This window comes from Pseudomonas silensiensis (assembly GCF_050434865.1).
GTDB lineage: Bacteria > Pseudomonadota > Gammaproteobacteria > Pseudomonadales > Pseudomonadaceae > Aquipseudomonas > Aquipseudomonas fluorescens_W.
In genome coordinates this window covers 38,254-58,944 of record NZ_JBNDJH010000035.1, presented here as the reverse complement: position 1 = coordinate 58,944, position 20,691 = coordinate 38,254, and the positions used below count along the sequence as shown (strand labels likewise).

The window sequence follows — 20,691 nt, the reverse complement described above, 5'->3', positions numbered from 1 at the left end:
GCATGCCGAGCCTAGGCGAGGCACCGAATGGAGGGGCAAAGCCTTTTGCTTACTTTTCGGCGTTTGGAAAAGTGAGTCGCTGTAAGAGCGAAACCGTAATCAGCCATCACCGCAGAAACGGATATGTACGCCCCCCGACCTTAAGTGAACAGCACTACCATTCATGCGAAATCCGGCAACAGTGTTTGTCCAGCAGGCTGCTGTTTGAGGGAGGGGTAAACACCTAGCATCGTCTCTACCGAGTGAGCCAATAGAACAAGTGTCAACCCGCTCACGAAGTTAACTTTTGACGATAGGGTGAATACGATGAAAATCTCAAAACTTGCGATGTTTCTTGCGCTTGGCGTTTTAGGTACACAGGCATTTGCAGCTGAAAGCCATTCAACTGCCGCGGACAGCAAGACGCCTGTTGAAACCTACACATACGACACGAAACTGGATATCCAGAAAGTCATCAAGGTGACCGATATTGCTGGCGAGTGCGGACCAGTCCCGGCGCAAATGACGTATGAAGACTCTAAGGGCCAACGGCATATCCTGCAGTATCAAGTCATGGGAACTGGCTGTTCAAATGGTTGAGTCGTGTGTGGAAGATGGAGGGTCGACACTCCATGCCTGCCACACTCGTCATTTAAAAGCTTGTTATCGTTTCCTCGGCGAACCGGTGATTTTTTCATCGGAGGCCAACAAGTCTGGAATATAACTTTTAAGAAACTCCACCCATGTCCTGATCTTTGCATCCACGAATTTTCGTGATGGGTAGATGGCAAACAAATTCAACTCTTCAAGATGATAGTCGGGTAGTACCCGCACTAACGAACCCGCCCTGAGCCCATCGACTGCCGAAGCAATCGGCTGAACGCCGATGCCCATTCCGTTTGTAATCGCGATGGTCATGCCATCGGCGGTGTTGATGTGCAAGGGAGACAACGGGATGTTGACGGTTTCCATGCCTTCTGGCCCCTCAAATGCCCAGTTTTCAGCCGGCATGACGGTATTCACAATTCTCAGGCAATCATGTGAGCCAAGCGCACTCGGGGACTCCGGGTGTCCGCGTTTCTTCAGGTACGCAGGCGAGGCGCAGAGGATGCTGTAGGTCATGCCGAGCCGCTGAGCGACAAACCCTGAATCGGGTAAATCCCGCGCCAAGACAATCGACATGTCATAGCCTTCTTCCAGCAAGTCAGGGAGCCGGTTGGTCAGGGTCAGATCAAACATCACCGAGGGATGAGTCTCTCTATAGCGGGCGATGGCATCGATCACGTAATGATTGCCAATGGCTGACATCGCGTGAATTTTCAGCCGGCCGACGGGCAGGGTGTGAGCGGTGCCTGCTTCTTCATCCGCTTCGCGCATCTCGTCCAGAATTTTCTCGCAGCGTTGCAAATAGCGCAGGCCGGCCTCGGTCAGCGCCAGGCGTCGGGTCGTCCGGTTGATCAAGCGTGTTTGAAGCCTGGCCTCCAGACTCGAAACAGCTTTGGAAACGTTGGTGGTTGTGGTGTCCAACACCTCAGCCGCCGCGGTAAAGCTGCCGCTCTGAGCGACCGCAACAAAAAAACGCATGGTTTGGAAAACGTCCATCGTTTCCACCTCAGGGGTATGGATAAAAAGGGCGGCCCTGCAAAAGGACCGCCCCCTCGTGGTGTATTACTTTTTCTGCGGAATAAATCCAGGTACACCCGTTTCCACGACTGAGTTGAATCGAACCCGGGTCGTAATCTCTTCCTGGATTTCACGCATAGCCCTGTGCGGCAGGGTAGAGATATCAATGTTTTCCTGAATATGGCTCGGCGTCGCAGACGTGGTCAGGAAAGCGACTCCCCGCTGTACCGACCAGGCCAGTGCCACTTGAGCCGGGGTCTTCTGTATGCGCTTGGCGATCCCCGTGATCACCGTGTCTTCCAATACGTTCGGCTCCATACCATGGCCGAGTGGCGCAAACGCAAGGACGATAATTCCATGTTGCTGGCAAAACTCAAGCAGTTCCCATTCAGGCAAATAAGGGTGGGATTCTACCTGCACCACGGCGGGTTTTATCCGGGCCACTGCCACAATCTCTTGTAACCGCTCCAACGTGATATCAGACAAGCCGATGGACTTGCAGCGGCCTTCATCCACCAGGCGCTCAAGCGCCCGCCAGGTTTCTATTAACGTCACGCCTGAGTCATAGATGACTCGACCGTGTTCGTCTCTTGGGTCTTGATCATCACCGGGTTGAAAGGCGAAAGGCGTATGGATCAGATAGCAATCGATGTAATCAACTTGAAGCCGTCGGCAACTCGCTTCAAAGGCAGGTTCGACACGCTCGGGACGATGGTTGGTGTTCCACAGTTTCGTGGTAATGAACACGTCCTCACGCCGGACCTTACCCGCCTCAATCATTTCCTGTAGGGCAACGCCGACCCTCTCTTCATTTCGATAACGTTCTGCGCAATCGAAATGGCGAAAGCCTGCTTCCAGGGCGGCCTTGACCGCTTGTGTTGTAACACTGAGATCCCGAAACAGCGTGCCAAAGCCAACGGCCGGCATCTCACCGGATCCGTGGATCAGAGGGAATCGGGTATCGCGAAGTGCATCGTGAAAGGATTCGTAAGGCATATCTTTGACTCCAATATCGGGTGCTACTGATAGGAAGGTTTCTGGTCTTCGCGACTGGCCACTCGTTGCTCAAACACACCGATGGAATTACCGCCGAGTGCCACGTACAGCCGCACCGTGTCGAGGTACTGTGCGGTCTTCACTCTGATTTGACCCAGCAGCGCTTGCTCGTAAGCACGCTCCGCCTCCAGCACCTGGAGAATGCTGTTCTCGCCTTGCGCGTAGGCTTGTTGGTTCAAGCGAAAACTCGTGTCAGCCGCTCGCAACGCGTCCTCCTGGGCCAGGTTTTCCTCGGCGTCATGATTGATCGCTTGCAGCGTGTCGGCGACCTGGCCGAACGAATTAATGACGGTTTGCTGGTAGCCGGCGAGGGTTGCCTTGTAGCCGTCAACGGCGGCCTGACGTTCAGCTTTCAGCGTTCCGCCATTGAAGATGGGCGCCGTGAGCCCGGCAGCGAAACCCCAGAGTGCGGCGCCGCCATTGCCGGAAGCCGCCTGTGCAAGTGACGCGGACAGCTCGACATGCGGATAGAGGTTGGCTGTCGCCACGCCAACCGCGGCGCTGGCCATGTGCAGTTCAGCCTCTGCTTGCCGTACGTCCGGCCGATCGTGGGCCATTTCGGAAGGCAGACTGACCGGCACGTTTGCCGGCAAGGCAAACTCGGCGAGCGTGAAGTCAGGCGCGATCCAGTCAGCAGGGCCTTTGCCCGTCAGAATCGAGAGCGCGTGACGTGCCGAATCGCGCTGCTGGGCGAGGGGCGGCAACAGCGTGCGGTCCTGGGCGAGCCGCGTCTCGGCCAGCGAAACATCGATCTGCGTGGTGCTGCCATTGGCGTGCGCCATGCGCACCAGTTCGAGGTTCTTTGCATCATTGGCGAGCAACTTCTCGACGGCTGCCATCTGCGCGTTGGCTGAGGCCAGTAACAACGCCTGGCTCGCGACATCGCCCGTCAGCGTCAGGTACGCCGCTTCGTAGCGATGCTTCTGCAGATCGGTAAACGCTTGCTGTTGTTCGACCTGACGCTTGTTACCGCCGAAAACGTCAAGGTCGAAGCCAACCCGTGGCCCAATCGCATAGAAGTTGGAGATAGAAGGTTCTTTCGCGTTGTGCACCCGTTGGCGGCCAGCCACGGCGCCAAAATCGACTTGCGGATAAAGCGCACCTTCCGCTGCAGCGACGGAAGAGGCCGCTTGCCGGATCGTCGCGTCTGCCGCTACGAGCTCAAGATTGCCGTCGATGGCGCGACGTACCAGCTTGTCCAGCTTCGGCGAACGAAACGCAGACCACCAATCACCGTTGACCTTTTTGCCCAGGTCTATGCGTTGTTCACCGGGCTTGTTGCTGCCTTGGCCAAGACGCTGCTCGGCCTGTTGATCGTAGTGCTGCGACAGGCTCGGTGGCGGCATTTGATAGTCAGGGCCGACGGTGCAGGCGGTCAGGAATGCAAGAGCCGACACCGCACCGAACGTGGTTTTGAACATCTGTCTGTTGATGAAGCGCGCATGGGATTTCATTTGGCAAACTCCACGAAAACTAGTTGGTCGGAACGGCCTTGCGAAGAAAGACAACCAGTGGGCTGACCACCAGCATCGCGAACATCAAAATCTTGAACTGGTCGATCACCGCGATAAAAGCTGCCTGGCCGGTGATCATTTCGTTGAGCCCCGCCAGTGCTTGCAGAGACGTCGGTGCGGAATGCGCAGCGGCGCGATACGGCGTCAGATTACTGGCCAACGCCATGTGCATCGCTTGCGTGTTGTTGAAGAAAAACAACTGCACAATCGCAACGCCGAGGGTGCTGCCGTACACGCGAGACAGATTGAAAAAACCGGTGCCTTCAGGGCGCAACGTCGGGTCGAGTGTGCTGAACGCGACCTTGGTCAGTGACGGCATCAGCATGCCGATGCCAATCCCCTGGATCGCACCCGCCACCGCCACGGGCGACCAGTCCATCAACGGCGAATAGCCGAGCATCAACCAGTTGGCATAAATCACCACGGCGACGCCTGCGGCCACGAACATTCGACGGTCGAAACGCTCGGGAACACGCCCCATCAACAGGAATGCACCGACCAGCCCGATCCCGCGCGGAATCGTCAGGGAACCCGTGGTGTCAGGCGGGTAGCCGAGAATCTCGTCGAGCATTGGCGAGGTCAGCGCCATGGTCGACAACAGCACGAAACCCACGGCGAAAAAGATGACCGTCGACAGCACGAAGTTGCGGTCTTTGAACAAACGCTTGTTGAGGAAATGCACCTTCGCAGTCAGTGCATGCACAGCGAACAGGTAGAGCCCCAGTGCACAGCCGATCGCTTCCAGCCAGATCTCGGTCGAGGAAAACCAGTCCAGGCGTTCACCGCGATCAAGCAACATTTGCAGGCTGATCAAACCCAGCGTGAAGCTGCCGAAGCCAAAGAAGTCGAACGAGGGACGTTTCTCGGCCTTCTTCTCGGCCAGCAACAGCGCCATGACGAGGAAGATAAATGCCGACAGCGGAAGGCTGATGTAGAAGATCGGGCGCCATCCGAAATGTTCGCCGACCCAACCACCGATGCTCGGGCCGCTGACGATGCCGAACAGCACGATGGCGGTCCACGTTGCGCCAAATTTTGCACGCTTCTCGAGTGCCAAGGTCTCCAGCGAAATCGCCATCGACAGCGGTGCCAGCACGCCACTCGCCAGGCCTTGGATAATGCGCGCGCCAATGAATTCCAGTGGCGTCGTTGCCTGCGTAGCGAGCAGCAAGCCCAGGACGAAGAAGGCCAGCGCAGCTTGATAAACCAACTTCAAGCCATAGCGCCCGGCGAGCCATTGCGCAATCGGCATCGTGATGGCACTCGCCGCGAGGTACGAGGTGAATATCCAGCCAGCCTGGTCGTCAGTCATCGACAGGCTGCCCTGAATCAACCTGAGTACCGCATTCGGAAGCGGCAGGTTCGCCGACTGCATATAAGTCGCGAGCAGCGCGGCGAACCTTAACGTTCCCGCACCTTGAGGTCCCGCAAGATTGGCGTTCATCAGAAATTACCTGCGGTTAACAGCGCCTTGAGCGGATGCCACCAGGGCGTGCGATAGCCGGTATCGACCTTGACCGTTGCGCTGGTCCCCGAGAAAAGGGGCAGGGCAGGGTCCACCTCATCGAGTTCGAGTCGGACCGGTACCCGCTGCACAACCTTGACCCAGTTGCCGGTCGCATTTTCCGGCGGCAACAGGGCGAAGTCCGATCCGGCACCGGGGCTCATGCTGGTCACGTGGGCTTTGAAGGTGTGATCAGGGTACGTATCGATACTGATGGTCGCTTCCTGGCCTGGACGCATGTGGGTCACGTCGGTTTCACGGAAGTTGGCCTCAACCCAGATCTCGCGATCGGACAGCAGCGCAAAGGCTGGCGCACCGTTGTTCATATAGTTGCCAACCTGCAAGTCGTCGACCTTGGCCACGGTGCCATTGTCCGGCGCATACACCGTCGCATACGAGAGGTACAGCTGTGCCTCGTCGAGCTGAGCCTTGGCCTCGCGAACTGTCGGGTGGTTATCGGCCTCGATGTTTGGATTGCCGTTCAGTGCAACGACCGTGCTGGCGAGCTGTTGTTCGACCGCTGCTATTCGTTGCCGGGCAACTTTAACGTCAGTGTCGGCGCGCTCGTAAATCGAGCGCGAGACAAACTCTGTAGCGACCAGCGCCTTCTTGCGGGCAAAATCCCGTTGGTCGAAATCGGCCGACTCTTTGGCCGATTGCAGTTCGGCCTGCTGCTGGCGATAGCTGGCCTTGAGGCCGTCGATGCGCAGCCGCGCAACGCTCAACTGTGCTTGTGCACGGTCAACCGTGATCTGCAGCGGTTTCGGATCGATCCGAAACAGAACCTGGCCCTTGTGAACAGGCTGGTTGTCCTCAACGGCGATCTCGACAACTTGCCCGGAAATGCGCGCGTTGATCGATGCTTTCGCCACGCGGGCGTAAGCGTTGTCGGTCGAAACAAAGGGCTCGCCCGCCACATAGTGGGCGTACCCAACCGCAGCAAAGATGAGAGGAAAACCCACCATCAGCACTGGCCGTAATTTCTCTTTAAGCGGCTTCTTGATGGGCGAATCAGACGGGTTCGGCCCTGGATGCTCGAAGGTCTGTGTAGCTGGGATGTCGAACTGTTTGGTCATGATCGAATGCACCTATTAACCGGGAAGTCGGGCTAACACCCACAAAAACAGCCATACCGTGTGCGGTCAGGAGGATCGCTCCGCCGCCTCTGTTTCGTCGCCGCAATACCCAGTTCGAGCTCCGCTACAACAAACCTGCAAACCAAGGAATTTCTGGTTCCTTAATTTTGTGCGATGGTGTAAGAATATCCCCCGACCCATCTTCATTCAAGGATTTTGTACGATATGGCACAAAAAAAGATTGCAGAGGGCAAAGGCCGCGGCCGCCCACGCGCGTATGACCCGCAGACAGCGCTGTTGCAGGCACTTGATGTTTTTTGGAGTACCGGATATTCCGGCGCTTCTCTGGACAGCATCGCCACGGCCGCCGGCATGAATCGCCCAAGCCTCTATGCGGCATTCGGTGACAAACACGCGCTCTATATCAAAGCGCTGGAGCAGTATTGGGAGTTTGCCGCCGCTGCCATGCAGGAGGCGCTGACGGACAACGAACTGACCTTGAGCCAGGCATTGATGCGGTTTTACGAAGGGCAGTTGTCGATTTACTTCTCGGGTGACGGCCAGCCGCGCGGCTGCTTTGCGATCGGCACGGCGACGACCGAAGCCGTCGAGGACTCTGAAATACGAGACGTGCTGTCGGACCGGCTCAGCAGGCTCGATGCCGATCTCGAAACGCGTATGCGAGTGGCCATCAGCTCCGGCGAGTTGAAAAGCGATGTCGACCCGGCCGCCCTTGCAGTACTCGCGTCATCCTTGCTGCACAGCATTTCGATACGTGCGCGGGCGGGCAAATCCCGCGCTGAACTGACCGAGCTTGCACGCAGCGCGGTCAACGTGATTTGCGGTGGGTGAGGCTTACGGTGAGTGAAGGACTTGAAGATATTCTTGCCGGACAGCTAGCCGTGATTTTTTGTGGCATCAACCCAGGTATGACTGCCGCTGCTCAAGGCCATCATTTTGCGGGCCGGGGCAATCGCTTCTGGCGCACGCTGCATCTCGCTGGCTTTACGCCTGAGGAAGTGCGCCCGGAAAACGATCGGACGATCTTGCAGTATCAGTGTGGATTAACGGCCGTGGTGGAACGGCCGACGGCGCGAGCGGATCAGCTGTTTGCCCATGAATTCATCGCTGCCGCTGCGGACTTTGAACAAAAGATCGAGCGCCATGCGCCGCGCTTTGTGGCGTTTCTCGGTAAAGCGGCGTATTGCGCGCTATCCGGCCAACGAGACATTGCGTGGGGCCTTCAGTCGAAGACCTTTGGCAATGCTTCGGTCTGGATCCTGCCCAATCCCAGTGGACGAAATCGCGCGTTCACCCTTGATCAACTGGTGGGCGCGTACCGCCAACTCTATTTAGCAACAGGCGATTAACCTCACCGTTAAGCCAGATACCGCCGAAACCACCCCAGCGTCCGGTCCCAGGCCAGCTTGGCCGCGGCTTCATCGTATCGAGGCGTGGAGTCGTTATGGAAACCATGGTTGGCGCCGGGGTAAATGTAGGCTTCATAGGTCTTGCCCGCAGCTTTCAGTGCCTTCTCATAGGCGGGCCAGCCTTCGTTGATGCGCGTATCCAGTTCACCGTAGTGAAGCATCACCGGCGCCTGGATTCGGGCGACATCCTTGGCCTCTGGCTGGCGGCCATAAAAGGACACGGCAGCCGCCAGTTCCGGATAAGCCACGGCCGCGGCATTGACGACGCCACCGCCGTAACAGAACCCGGTGATGCCGACTTTCCCGGTGGTCGCGTCATGCTTCATCAACCACTCGATGGCGGCGAAAAAGTCACTCATGAGCTTTTCCGGGTCGACGGTCGCCTGCAACTCCCGGCCTTTGTCATCGTTGCCGGGATAGCCGCCCACCGACGTCAGACCATCGGGGGCGAGGGCGATAAACCCTGCCTTGGCCACACGCCGCGCGACATCTTCAATGTACGGGTTGAGCCCGCGATTCTCATGCACAACCACCACCGCCGGCACCTTGCCGGTGGCTTTCGCCGGGCGCACCAGATAACCACGGACCTGCCCGTTGCCCTTGGGGGAGGGATAGGTTATGTACTCGGCAACAATCTCCGGGTCGGTAAATTCAACTTGCTCGGCGAGCGCATAATTCGGACTCAGGGCAGCGAGCAGGGCGCTGGCGGTCAAGCCGCCCAAGGTGAACAACGCCGCCCGATCCAGAAACTCTCGCCGGTTGATCTTGCCGTGGGCGTAGTAGTCGTACAGTTCGAGCAGTTCCGGGGCAAAGTCTTTCGCAGTGAGACGGGGCATCTGTGCGTTTCCTCTTGGGCGGGTCGATTGCTCTGTCGCCTGGACAGCGTGAGCGATACCTATCGAGCGTAGCCGTTCACAAAAAAAAGAGGCCGGAGCCTCTAATGCTGATTATTTAAGGATTTGAGACGAACATTGAACCTGTGGCGAGGGAGCTTGCTCCCGCTGGGGCGCGTAGCGGCCCTAATCCGCGCAAGCCGGTTCTGCCAGTCATACCGCATGTGCAGGCTTTACAACTGCTGCGCAGTCGAGCGGGAGCAAGCTCCCTCGCCACAAATAATCACCACTCGACGGATTTCCATTAACTGATCGCATTAGGCCTGAGCCTCTTCTTTTTTATGCCCCCTATTTACCTCCTCGACTGCTTGAACGCCCGCCGGAATTTATGCAGCAGCGGTTCGGTATAACCATTGGGTTGTGCGCATCCCTCGAACACCAATGCGCAGGCCGCTTGAAACTCAAATGACGCCACTAGGACGCGGCTGCCTGAAACTAACTGCCATCGATAGTCGCCAGCTCACCTGCGACAAAGCTCGAAGCGTCAGGCGGATAGCTAAGTTTTCACACAATCTGTGATGGTCGATTTTTTTGGAGGTATAAATTTTTATTAATTCGATAATTATTACTACATTTGCATAGGCTGCTGTTTTTAAAAAAGTTAACTGAAAGTCCGTGGCTTAAGCGGGGAGGTCAAGATTTTTAGCTCTACGACAAGATGTGTGGAATTATTTCGAAGATACAATATGAAACAAATAGTCGGTTGAATCGTAATGTAACGAAATTATAGAAATGTTCTGCTTTACAACGAGAAAAGTTGATTTTTCTTACATTGCGGGTAATCGTCCGAGGTCAAAACATGGAGTTCGACGTCATTGTTGTAGGTGCAGGAGCAGTTGGTGGGTCAATCGCGTATGAGTTGTCTACGCGTGGTTTAAATGTCTGTCGGGTCGGTAAGACTGATCGTACAAATGCAGCGTCAAGGGCTGCTGGAGCGATGAATGGATGTTTCGGGGAGGTAACAAGCGGCCTGCTGGCAAGTGATTTTGGTCGATTGAAACTAGACATGGACCGAAAAGCTCAACACTTGTGGTCAAGTTGGGCGGAGCGCTTGGCAATTTCTTCAGGTGATTTCAGATCGTTGTTTACCGCGATTGGGACCCATGTGCTGCTCAACACCGCCGGCATGGATGAGGTGGACAGCGTTAACTACGACACCATCGAGAGAACCCTTCGTGAGTATGGTGAGCCGTTCGAAACTGTTGATCCACGCAAAATGGAGTGGCTGAAGCCCAACCATCTGGTTCGCCCTTTGCGTGGGCTGTATATACCAAACGAGCATTCCGTGAATTCTCATCTTTTGCTGGAGAAACTGGATGCTGCATTTGTCTCCGAGGGCGGCGCTCTGAAAAATGAGAACGCCCAACGTGTGTTGGGTGAGGGCGGGGTAGTCACCGGCATTGAGTTATGCGATGGAGAGGTTCTTTGGGCTAAAAAAGTTGTGATTGCGGCAGGCGTTCAATCTTTAGACCTGCTTAGTGATTTCGACGAGCTTGTAAAGAAAATTCCACCGTTGTTCAGTGGATATGGCGTTTCAATTCTCGTGAAAATGCCAGAAGGGGTTGAGTTGCCGAGTTCTGTCATACGGACGCCAAATCGCGCTTTTGCGTGCGGCTTGCACTGTGTCCCTCGTGGGGACGGCGTCCTATATCTGGGAGCTACCAATATAATTTCCGAGCAGCCTAAACAACAGGCTCTCATATCGGATGTTCAGTTTTTGCTTGACTGTGCTGTTGATCAATTGAACCTGGACCTTCATGGTGCTGAAATCATCTCCATACAGGTTGGCAACAGACCAATTCCGGCAGATGGTTTCCCTTTGATTGGCGAGTGCGGCATCGAAGGTCTTTGGCTTGCAACAGGTACCTACCGAGACGGCCTGCACCAATCACCATTGCTGGCGCGGTATATAGCTGATTGCCTTACCGATATAGAGACTCCCGATCTAGATCTCAGCCCTTTCAAACCTGTGCGTGCTCCGTTATCTGGGTTTGCCCGCGAGAATACGGTCAAGGAAACGGTACAGCAGATGTTTGCCACAGGATATGAGTATCGTTGGGATATAAAACCTTACTGGTTTCCTTTGCTGGATGAAGGACTATCGCGTAATTACGAACAACTTATAAATGACTTGCATCCGTCATTTACGCCTCCGCCGGAGTTGGTCGCATTCTCCTATCTGTATGAGTCAATTTTGAAAAGACTTTCGCAGTATTACAAGGAGTGGTCATGAGTCTTACAGATCGTGAGTATCTTGCTATTAGTCAGGCACGGGCTATGTTGGAATCGTCTGGTGTCTGGGACTTGGAAGCCGATTTGAGTTGTCTTATAGATCGCTATATCGAACGGGTGGATAAAAGCCGTGCGCTCGATGAATTTATGATTGCGGTTAAAGAACGCTGTAACCGAATTCCTCTCGGGCATATTGTTGGCATGGTGGAGTTTGACGAAATGCCACTGGTGGTCGGTAGCGGCGTGTTTGTCCCTCGCCCTCACAGCAAAATCATTCACAAGTGGCTGGAGACCAGTGCTGCGCTGCAACCGGGAGCTAGTGTCCTTGATTTGTGTGCCGGAAGCGGCGCGATTGGCTTGGCGATCGCACGGCGCAGACCGGATCTGAAAGTGACATGCGTGGAGTTTGATGGGATAGCGATGCAGTACCTCAAACGCAATATCGATCGACTGGCCTGCAAGGGGGGGCAGGTCAATCACTTGCAGGCAGACATTCGCGACAAACAGGCATTCACGCGATTCAAAGATCAGGTTGGTTTGATTGTCGCTAATCCTCCGTACGTCCCGCAGTCCCAAGAGTTGTTGCCTGAATGGAGCGATCACCATCCACGGGAGTCGGTCTATTCCGGGGTCGATGGGCTTGAACTGATACGGCAAATCATCTCGCTCGCGAACCAGTTACTTAATCGTGAAGGTTGGCTAGTCATTGAGCATGGCGAGGAACAGGCCAGAGCAGTGCGTGAACTGTTCGAGCAGAGTCAACTGACAAATACACAAACTGTAATCGATAAGGAAGCGTCCGACGCCTCGGGCAGCTCAGTAATGACCATCGGATGCAAATCTCATTGATTTTCAGAAAGGAGCTTTAGCTATGGATGTGCAAACGAGACAAGACTGGATGAGCATTCGTCGCGGCAACACCACTGGTGCACTGGCGAAGGCTTACGAGGAAGGGCTGACAGGTTTTACCGTTGCGAGTCGTGTGGGTAAGCACATTACCTTGCAGGACGGAGGCACATTCACAGAGTTTGTTTCCTGTTCGTATTTGGGCTTGGAAACCCACTCGGTATTGATCGATGCCGCACACCAGGCTATGGAAACTACCGGGCTGCACTTGTCGTCTTCTCGAAGTGCAATGCGCCCAAGTTACCTCCCTCAACTGGAGGAATTGCTTGCTCAGATTTACAGCGGTAGCGGTGTTGCGGTGTTTACCTCTACCAGCAGTGTCCATTTAGGTGTTTTACCGTTGCTCGGGAGTGGTTCGTTGAGTGGGTATCCGGTCAAAAAACGAATCCACTGGCTGATGGATAAAACCGCCCATGCTTCGATGCAGGTACTCAGGGGGATTTTGGAGCAGTTCGGACCTGTTTCTAGAGTCGAGTCCACCAGCCAAGAATCAATGACCACAGGCTGAAAGTCTGCACCGACAAAGGTGAAACTCCTGTGCTCTTGATCGATGGAATTGGTTCGATGAGTGGTCTTGTACCCATCGCCGAGCTCTCTCGGCAGCTAGAGTCGGCAAAGGGATACCTATACGTAGACGATGCTCATGGTATTTCGATCGTCGGACGTCATGGTGCGGGATATGCCTTTGCAGCGGTTGATCACTCATTACCTGCAAATATTATTCTGGCAGGATCTCTCTCCAAGGCATTTGGTGGTGCGGGTGGTTTTGTCGTGGTTTCAGATCCACGGGATGTTGAAGTTATCCGAACCCTGGCCAATCCACTGATATTTGGTCATTCCATTATGGTGCCCATGCTGGCGGCTAACGTTGCCTCGGCGAAAATCCATCTCAGTGAAGAGATCGATATGCTGCAACGGCGACTTTGGGAAAATGTCGCCCTATTAGATTCCCTCACCGACAACCAGTTGCTCAACGCAGGTATCCAGTCACCTGTCAGAGGAGCCTTCTTTGAAACAGAGGAGGCCGGCTTGCATGCTGCGAGAACCCTGCGTGACCAAGGCATGCTGCTCTTTCCGGTGTTTTACCCAATCATTGCCAAAGGCAAAGCGATGCTGCGTTTTGCAATTTCAGCAGACCACAGTGGCAAAGACATCAAGTTATTGGGGGCTGCTCTAGGGGCTATGACGAGCAAGGGGTTATGGACGCCTGCTATCAATGAGCGGGATCACGCCTGACTGACGACTCTCTACCAGAAATTGGCAAACGGAGGTGCAGAAAATGAAACAACAGGGACAGTTGTCACAGACAGGCACGTCTAACATTTTGCAGCCGCAGCGGGAGCGGCTTGACTCGATAAATTTGCAAGTTGTCGACTTGCTTTCTGAGCGAATGAAAGTGTGCATGGACATTGCCGAGCTCAAAGCCGTCCATGGCATTGCGATGATGCAACCCGGACGAATTTCCTACGTGCTCGATATGATTAAGACTAGATCGGAGGCGGTCGGGTTGAGGGCAGAATACACCGAGTCGATATTCAAACTGATAATAGAAGAGACGTGTATTCAGGAAGACGTCCTGATCAATCAGTGTCTGACTGAGGGGCGACCTTCATGAAAATATTGCTGATTGATAACTTTGATTCCTTCACCCAGAACATTGCTCAGTATTTGTATGAGGTGACAGGAGTTTGCGCAGATGTAGTAAAAAATACCTTTTCGTACAATGAATTGGGCATCGAAAAATATGATGCTGTAGTACTGTCGCCCGGTCCAGGGCACCCCGGTCAAGAGGCTGATTTCGGTGTGTGCGGTGACGTCATCCTCCGCTCTCCTGTCCCGTTGCTTGGTATTTGTCTAGGACACCAAGGCATCGCTCAATTTCTTGGGGGGACTGTGGGGTACGCTCCCAGCCCTGTGCATGGCTACCGCAGTCGGATTACTCATTCCGGTAAAGGGCTCTTTCGAGATTTACCGAAGCAATTCGAAGTGGTCAGATACCATTCGTTGATGTGTACCAGCCTACCAGCGGAGCTCCAATGTACGGCTTGGACGTCTGAAGGTGTGGTCATGGCAATTGAACATATCACTAGACCGGTTTGGGGTGTCCAGTTCCACCCCGAGTCCATCGATTCAGAATATGGCCATGCGCTATTGAGCAACTTCATACGCATGGCGCTGGAACATAACGTCAGTGCTAGAACTCACTTAGAATCCGACATGGAATGTACGTCATCGAAAGATGCATACGTCGCAGTAGGGGGGATGCTGAATATGCAGCTTTCCTACCGCGAGTTTTCCGAATGCACGGATCCACCAGCGGTATTTTCAACGCTCTATGCAGATGATAGTTATGCTTTTTGGTTAGACTGCGAGAAGTCGGAAAGACCTAATGCTCGCTACTCGATCATGGGTAGTGGGGACGCGCAAGGAGCGATAAGGCTTGCGTACGATGTAAATGATGAGTGCCTGAAACTTGAGGGCCCCAAGGGTAAAAAAAGCATCAAAGGAGACTTTTTTACTCTGGTTGCACAGATCTTCGAAGCTGTGCAGGTGGCAACACCTCAGTACTTGCCGTTTGTTTTCAAGGGTGGTTTTGTTGGCTACCTCGGTTACGAATTGAAAGCACTGGCGGGTGGGCGAAAAATTTACCGTTCGGTTTATCCGGACGCTTCATTCATGTTTGCGCCTCATTTCTTTGTCTTTGATCATCATGAAAACAAGGCCTATGAATGCCTGATGACTGCGACTGGCGATGCTGTTGTTTGGCCGACCTTACCTGATTTTCTCCATCGTAATGATGAGTCAGCGGGTCATTGCAGTTCGTTTATTCCAGGTGCCGTAGATCAGCTGAAACTCACGCTTGAGGACGGGCCAGATGATTACATCAGTAAAATAAATCAATCTCTAAAGTACATCTCCGATGGAGAGTCGTACGAAATTTGCCTGACCAATAGGGCAAAAATGGCGTACAGCGGTGCGCCTTTGAGTGCTTATTGGCGAATGCGCCAGGCTAGCCCCGTACCCTACGGTGCCTACCTTTCGTTTGCAGGATTTTCAGTATTGAGCGCTTCGCCCGAAACCTTTCTCAGAATCGATGACAGCGGATTGATCGAATCCAGACCGATCAAGGGAACCAGGCCGCGTAGTAAACAACTCGCAGAGGACCAAATACTGCGGGATGAACTACGTAAATCGACCAAGGACAGGGCCGAGAACCTAATGATTGTCGACTTGGTGCGTCATGATTTGAATCAAGTGTGCCGCCCAGGGAGCGTTCATGTTCCTGAGATTTTCTCAGTGGAAAGCTTTTCCTCGGTTCACCAACTTGTCTCAACGGTTCGTGGGCACCTTCGCTCTGATATTTCAACGATCGAAGCTATTCGAGCTTGTTTTCCGGGAGGCTCAATGACGGGAGCTCCGAAGAAACGCACGATGGAAATTATTGACGTATTGGAGTCCTCTGCCCGTGGTGTCTACTCAGGCGCTTTAGGCTGGTTATCTTTCAGTGGTGGAGCGGAGCTGAGTATTGTCATCCGAACGGCAGTGCTCCAGGGTAACGAGGCGAAATTTGGAATTGGTGGCGCGATTGTTGCGCACTCTGACCCACAGCAAGAGCTTGAAGAAACGTTGGTCAAGGCTAGCGTGCCTTATTACAGTTTTGCCGCAGGGAGCGAATCATGATGAGCGACACGGTTGTCGTGTTGGGGGGAGCGGGTTTGGTTGGCTCACTGATCAGCCGCATTCTTATGCAATATGGATATGATGTCCGGGTGGTGGATCGAAGGCCTCCCGAACAGGAAAGTGGCTTCTATGAAGTCGATGTCACAAGTCCGTTCAGCAACACCGGGCACATTTTTCAAGGGGCGGTGGCAGTGGTCTTTGCATTGCCCGAAACCGTGGCTATTCGAGCAATACCTTGGGTTGTTGGCTCCGTTTCGAACGATGTTGTATTCATACCGACTTGTTCTGTTCAGGAGCCTTTTTACAGAGCATTGAAGAATGCTTCGTCCCAGCAGCCTTTCGTCGGCGTCAATCCGATGTTTTCACCCAAGCTCTCCGTTCAGGGACGCACCGTTGCAATTTGTCTGGAAGATGGCGACTCGCCTTCGACTTTCATCGAACAGCACTTGATGGGGGCTGGGATGAAGATAAAGCGAATGACGCCGGTGGCCCATGATGAACTCATGGCGCTATGTCAGGCGCTGCCCCATGCCGCAATTCTCGGTTTCGGTTTGGCGTTGGCAAGGTCGTCACTTGACCTGGAAAGCGCTCTTGAAGTGATGCCACCACCGATGCGGACAATGATGGCGTTGCTGTCCCGGGTTCTGGTCAATCCGCCTGAAGTCTACTGGGACATACAGCTAGAAAATGACCAAGCCCACCACCAACGCGCCGCGCTGGCGGAAGGGATGGAGCGCTTGATGAATAATGTCTCTAATCAGGATTTTGACGAGTTCAGATGCGACTTAAGGGGCGTTTCAAATGCTTTGGGTAGTCGTTTGAACTCAGGGGCTGTTGATTGTCAGCACGTATTTTCGTTACTGAACTGACCGAGCCCTCGCCATGGAAGCGCGCAGGGTTCGTTTCACGGGTGCATTGCGAAATCTCCCGTGATTTTTGAGGTAATAAGGAGCTTGGAGTAATGCCGTTAATAAGTGAGACAGCGCAACACACAGCAAAATCAAAACGATGGTCAGCCCTTAGCGTGCTGATGCTGCCAGTGCTACTGGTAACAGTAGACAATACGGTGCTTGGATTCGCGTTACCAAAGATTGCCGAGGCTCTGAGTCCGAACGCTAGTCAGCAGTTATGGATGATCGATGCCTATTCGCTGGTATTGGCTGGATTGCTGGTGTCGATGGGTAGTCTGGGTGATCGAATCGGTCATCGAAAGCTGTTACTGGCCGGGTCTTTGGGATTTGTCATTGTGTCGGTGCTGACTGCCTATTCCCAAACGGCCATGCAACTGATTGCCGGGCGAGCTTGTATGGGGATTTTCGGTGCGATGTTGATGCCCTCGACGCTGGCATTGATACGATCGGTGTTTCTGGATCGAGAGGAGCGCAGAGTAGCTGTGGCGATCTGGGCAACAACTCTGACGGTAGGATCAGCGCTGGGTCCTTTGGTCGGTGGAGTTTTGCTGGAGTTTTTCAGTTGGGGGGCAATTTTCCTATTGGCGATACCGGTATTGGTGCCGTTGTTGGTATTGGGGCCGGTGTTGTTGCCCGAATCCGAGAAAGACTGTTCAGGGCCACTGGATCCGTTAAGTATCCTGCAATCGATGATTGCCCTCAGTGCGATCGTTTACGGCATTAAACACAGCGCCAGTAATGGTCTCGACTGGATGGCGCTGACAGCATTTGTAATCGGCATGGTTGCTGGGTGGATGTTTGTGCATCGGCAATTACGTCTGCCTGTGCCGTTGATGGATCTGAGTCTGTTCCGAAGTGGCACCTTTAGCGGCTCGGTACTAATCAATCTGATGAGCCTCGCATTCCTCGTCGGCTTTGTGTTCTTCACCACTCAGTTCTTACAGATCGTCCTTCAGATGTCACCGTTGAATGCCAGTTTTGCGTTAGTACCTGGTCAGATCATGGCGATCGTAATGGGAATGGCAGTCGTGCCTGTAGCGCGGCGAGTACCGGTGCATGTGCTGGTACCGATTCTGATGGCGTTTGCTGGGGCGGCGTTTTTGCTGGTGGCCAGCATCGGCAGCAGTCTGATCGTTCTGGTGGTGGCCTTTGCCTTGCTGAACATTGGCGTGGGCGCGATCGCGACGGTATCCAACGATGTGATTTTGTCGGCTGCACCGCCGGAAAAGGCAGGTGCGGCGTCAGCCATTAGTGAAACGGCCTATGAAGTGGGTGTGGTTTTGGGGACGACAGTGCTCGGAGGTCTCGTCACTGCCTACTATCGCGGTGCATTGCAGCTTCCGGATTTTTTGAGCGAGGTGCAGACGATGCTGGCGAGTGAGACGCTATCGGGTGCTAATCATGTGGCGGTGCAGTTGTCAGGAGATCAAGCACGACAGCTGATGACACAGGCGGGAAGTGCATTCGAGGGTGGAATTAATCTGGTTTCGTGGGTGACGTGCGGCTTGGCACTCATGGCGATTTTAATTGCCTCGCGTGCTCTGCGGATACCGAAGACGAAGCTTGCTGAAGGGCAGTGATCGAAAATGAACGTCGGGCCGTTTGCCACACGGCCCGACTGTTTCAGTGCTCGTAGTTACCAAACAGGTTCCAGGTTTTCACCCAGTCTGCTCAGACTCTGTTGTCCTCTCTGCTTACGCCCTCGACTGCTTGAACGCCCGCCGGAATTTATGCAACAGCGGTTCGGTATAACCATTGGGTTGTACGCCCCCCTCAAACACCAGCGCGTAGGCCGCTTGAAATGCAACTGACTGCTCGAAGTCCGGCGCCATAGGCGTGTAGATCGGATCACCGGCGTTTTGCTCATCGACGACCCGCGCCATACGCTGCAATATCTCGACGACCTGATCCTTGGTGATCACCCCGTGTCGCAGCCAGTTGGTCATGTGCTGGCTGGAAATGCGCAAGGTCGCGCGATCTTCCATCAGGCCCACGTTATGGATGTCGGGCACCTTCGAGCAGCCAATCCCTTGTTCGACCCAACGCACTACATACCCCAGCAAACCTTGCGCGTTATTTTCGACTTCCTGACGAATCTCATCGGCCGACCAGGATGGCTCGGTGACGACCGGCACGCTGAGCAAGCCGTCCAGAAGTGCCGGGCTGGCGCCACTGAAGTCCGTTGTTTCAAGGGACTCCTGCACCGAACGCACGATGACCTGGTGGTAATGCAGCGCATGCAGGGTGGCGGCGGTCGGTGAGGGCACCCACGCGGTATTCGCGCCCGCTTTCGGGTGGGCGACTTTCTGTTTGAGCATATCGGCCATCCGGTCCGGCATGGCCCACATGCCTTTGCCGATCTGCGCTCGCCCACGCAATCCACAGTCCAGACCGACGAGCACGTTGTTACGCTCGTAAGCCTCGATCCACGCGGTGTTTTTCATGTCGCCCTTGCGCAGCATCGCGCCCGCTTCCATGGCGGTGTGCATCTCGTCGCCGGTGCGATCCAGGAAACCCGTGTTAATGAACGCGACCCGTGAGGAAGCTGCGGCGATGCAGGCCTTGAGGTTGACGCTGGTGCGCCGCTCCTCGTCCATGATGCCCATTTTCAGGGTATGGCGTTCGAGCTGCAGCAGGTCTTCGATGCGGCTGAACAACTGCTCGGCGAAGGCCACTTCGGCGGGGCCGTGCATTTTTGGTTTGACGATGTAGACGCTACCGGTCCGGGAATTACCGCGGCGTTGCAGGTCATGCAGGGCAATCAGGCTGGTGATGACGCCGTCGAGGATGCCCTCCGGGATTTCCAGTCCGTCCTTGTCGAGAATCGCCGGGCTGGTCATGAGGTGCCCGACGTTGCGGATGAACAGCAACGACCGCCCGTGCAGCGACAGTGAGCGGCCATCGGCCGCAGTGTACTCACGGTCCGGATTCAGCCGCCGTGTGATGGTTTTACCGTTTTTCTCCAGGTCCTCTTTCAGGTCGCCCTTCATCAAACCCAGCCAGTTGCGGTACACCTGCACCTTGTCATCGGCGTCGACTGCCGCGACCGAGTCTTCACAATCAATGATGGTCGAGAGGGCCGCCTCAATCAGCAGGTCCTTGACCCCGGCGGCGTCAGCCTGACCGATGACACTGTGGCGATCGATCTGAATCTCGACGTGCAGGTCATTGTTTTTCAGCAGGATGGCGGTGGGATCAGTGAGCGAACCCTGATAGCCGATGTACTGCGCGGCGTTCGATAGACCGGTTTGGCTACCGTCATTCAAGGTGGCCTCCAGTGTTCCGTTGTCGATTCGGTAACGCGCCACCGCTGCATGGGAGCCGTTGATCAAGGGGAAAGCCTGATCCAGAAACGTCCGCGCAAAAGCGATGACTTTCGCCCCGCGCACCGGGTTGTAAGTCCGGCCCGGTTCGGCGCCGCCATCATTGGCAATCGCATCGGTGCCGTAGAGCGCGTCGTACAGCGAGCCCCAGCGCGCATTCGCGGCATTCAGCGCATAACGCGCGTTGACCGCTGGGACAACCAGTTGTGGTCCGGCCTGCACACTGATTTCTGTATCGACGTTGGCGGTGCTGACCTTGACGTCTGCGGGTTGCGGTTGCAGGTAACCGATACTGCTCAGGAAGCTGCGATAAGCCGCCATGTCCGTCACCGGTCCCGGGTGGGCGCGGTGCCAGGTGTCCAGTTCGGTTTGCAGGCGATCACGTTCAGCCAGCAGCGCGCGGTTCTGCGGCGCCAGTTTATGCACCAGTGCGGCGAAACCGCTCCAGAACGCTTGAGGGTCCAGGCCGGTTCCCGGCAGCACGTCCAGATCAACGAAACGTTGCAAGACAGGCGCGACCTTGAGGCCTTGGCAGTTCACGAAATCGGTCACTTTTTGCATCT

General features: G+C 54.9%; 18 protein-coding genes. 11 read left to right on the top strand and 7 right to left on the bottom strand.

Annotated features, from left to right (window positions below; genetic code table 11):
- Positions 1-306 precede the first annotated feature (306 nt).
- A complete protein-coding gene (locus QF010_RS31905) occupies positions 307-579 on the top strand; it encodes a DUF2790 domain-containing protein (protein WP_429534652.1) in 273 nt (90 codons plus the stop codon).
- Positions 580-642: 63 nt separating this feature from the next.
- Here QF010_RS31905 and QF010_RS31900 read toward each other — a convergent pair whose 3' ends face one another.
- The 5 genes from QF010_RS31900 to QF010_RS31880 all read right to left on the bottom strand — a co-directional run bounded on the left by QF010_RS31900 (position 643) and on the right by QF010_RS31880 (position 6,752).
- Positions 643-1,581 carry a LysR family transcriptional regulator gene (locus tag QF010_RS31900; RefSeq protein WP_033056525.1) on the bottom strand — a complete coding sequence of 313 codons (939 nt, stop codon included), beginning with the start codon at positions 1,579-1,581 and terminating at the stop codon, positions 643-645.
- A 66-nt stretch (positions 1,582-1,647) separates the two neighbouring features.
- Positions 1,648-2,598, bottom strand: a complete 951-nt coding sequence (locus tag QF010_RS31895; RefSeq protein WP_429534651.1) for an aldo/keto reductase — start codon at positions 2,596-2,598, stop codon at positions 1,648-1,650.
- A 23-nt stretch (positions 2,599-2,621) separates the two neighbouring features.
- Positions 2,622-4,112, bottom strand: coding sequence for an efflux transporter outer membrane subunit (locus QF010_RS31890; RefSeq protein WP_429534650.1), 1,491 nt, complete (start codon positions 4,110-4,112; stop codon positions 2,622-2,624).
- Positions 4,113-4,131: 19 nt separating this feature from the next.
- Positions 4,132-5,616 (bottom strand): DHA2 family efflux MFS transporter permease subunit, encoded by a 1,485-nt coding sequence (locus tag QF010_RS31885; protein WP_429534649.1) that lies wholly within the window; start codon positions 5,614-5,616, stop codon positions 4,132-4,134.
- Complete coding sequence (locus QF010_RS31880; RefSeq protein WP_429534648.1) at positions 5,616-6,752, bottom strand: HlyD family secretion protein; 1,137 nt, start codon at positions 6,750-6,752, stop codon at positions 5,616-5,618. The genes QF010_RS31885 and QF010_RS31880 overlap by 1 nt, the downstream gene beginning before the upstream one ends.
- Before the next feature lie 225 nt (positions 6,753-6,977).
- On the opposite strand from QF010_RS31880, the gene QF010_RS31875 reads away from it, so the two are divergent.
- Positions 6,978-7,604: a TetR/AcrR family transcriptional regulator gene (locus QF010_RS31875; protein WP_429534647.1), complete on the top strand. Its 627-nt coding sequence runs from the start codon at positions 6,978-6,980 to the stop codon at positions 7,602-7,604.
- A gap of 8 nt (positions 7,605-7,612) precedes the next feature.
- Positions 7,613-8,122: a G/U mismatch-specific DNA glycosylase gene (gene mug, locus QF010_RS31870; protein WP_429534646.1), complete on the top strand. Its 510-nt coding sequence runs from the start codon at positions 7,613-7,615 to the stop codon at positions 8,120-8,122.
- 8 nt (positions 8,123-8,130) lie between these two features.
- On the opposite strand, the gene yghX is transcribed toward mug, so the two are convergent.
- Positions 8,131-9,018, bottom strand: coding sequence for a YghX family hydrolase (gene yghX / locus QF010_RS31865; RefSeq protein ID WP_429534645.1), 888 nt, complete (start codon positions 9,016-9,018; stop codon positions 8,131-8,133).
- A gap of 856 nt (positions 9,019-9,874) precedes the next feature.
- Here yghX and QF010_RS31860 point away from each other — a divergent pair.
- From QF010_RS31860 to QF010_RS31825, 8 genes are all read left to right on the top strand, one after another.
- A complete protein-coding gene (locus tag QF010_RS31860; RefSeq protein ID WP_429534644.1) occupies positions 9,875-11,308 on the top strand; it encodes an NAD(P)/FAD-dependent oxidoreductase in 1,434 nt (477 codons plus the stop codon).
- Positions 11,305-12,156 (top strand): HemK/PrmC family methyltransferase, encoded by an 852-nt coding sequence (locus QF010_RS31855; protein ID WP_429534643.1) that lies wholly within the window; start codon positions 11,305-11,307, stop codon positions 12,154-12,156. The genes QF010_RS31860 and QF010_RS31855 overlap by 4 nt, the downstream gene beginning before the upstream one ends.
- A 22-nt stretch (positions 12,157-12,178) precedes the next feature.
- Positions 12,179-12,721, top strand: a complete 543-nt coding sequence (locus tag QF010_RS31850; protein ID WP_429534642.1) for a PLP-dependent aminotransferase family protein — start codon at positions 12,179-12,181, stop codon at positions 12,719-12,721.
- Positions 12,722-12,750: 29 nt separating this feature from the next.
- Positions 12,751-13,449: an aminotransferase class I/II-fold pyridoxal phosphate-dependent enzyme gene (locus tag QF010_RS31845; RefSeq protein ID WP_429534641.1), complete on the top strand. Its 699-nt coding sequence runs from the start codon at positions 12,751-12,753 to the stop codon at positions 13,447-13,449.
- A 43-nt stretch (positions 13,450-13,492) separates the two neighbouring features.
- Entirely contained in the window at positions 13,493-13,828 is a 336-nt protein-coding gene (locus tag QF010_RS31840) for a chorismate mutase (RefSeq protein WP_429510262.1), read from the top strand.
- Positions 13,825-15,894 (top strand): aminodeoxychorismate synthase component I, encoded by a 2,070-nt coding sequence (gene pabB / locus QF010_RS31835; RefSeq protein WP_429510261.1) that lies wholly within the window; start codon positions 13,825-13,827, stop codon positions 15,892-15,894. The genes QF010_RS31840 and pabB overlap by 4 nt, the downstream gene beginning before the upstream one ends.
- Positions 15,891-16,763 (top strand): prephenate dehydrogenase dimerization domain-containing protein, encoded by an 873-nt coding sequence (locus QF010_RS31830; protein ID WP_429510260.1) that lies wholly within the window; start codon positions 15,891-15,893, stop codon positions 16,761-16,763. Before pabB ends, QF010_RS31830 begins: the two co-directional genes overlap by 4 nt.
- A gap of 92 nt (positions 16,764-16,855) precedes the next feature.
- Positions 16,856-18,385 (top strand): MFS transporter, encoded by a 1,530-nt coding sequence (locus QF010_RS31825; RefSeq protein WP_429534640.1) that lies wholly within the window; start codon positions 16,856-16,858, stop codon positions 18,383-18,385.
- A gap of 114 nt (positions 18,386-18,499) precedes the next feature.
- Here the strand turns inward: QF010_RS31825 and QF010_RS31820 are convergent, their stop codons facing one another.
- Complete coding sequence (locus QF010_RS31820; RefSeq protein ID WP_429534639.1) at positions 18,500-20,680, bottom strand: malate synthase G; 2,181 nt, start codon at positions 20,678-20,680, stop codon at positions 18,500-18,502.
- Between the last annotated feature and the right edge of the window lie 11 nt (positions 20,681-20,691).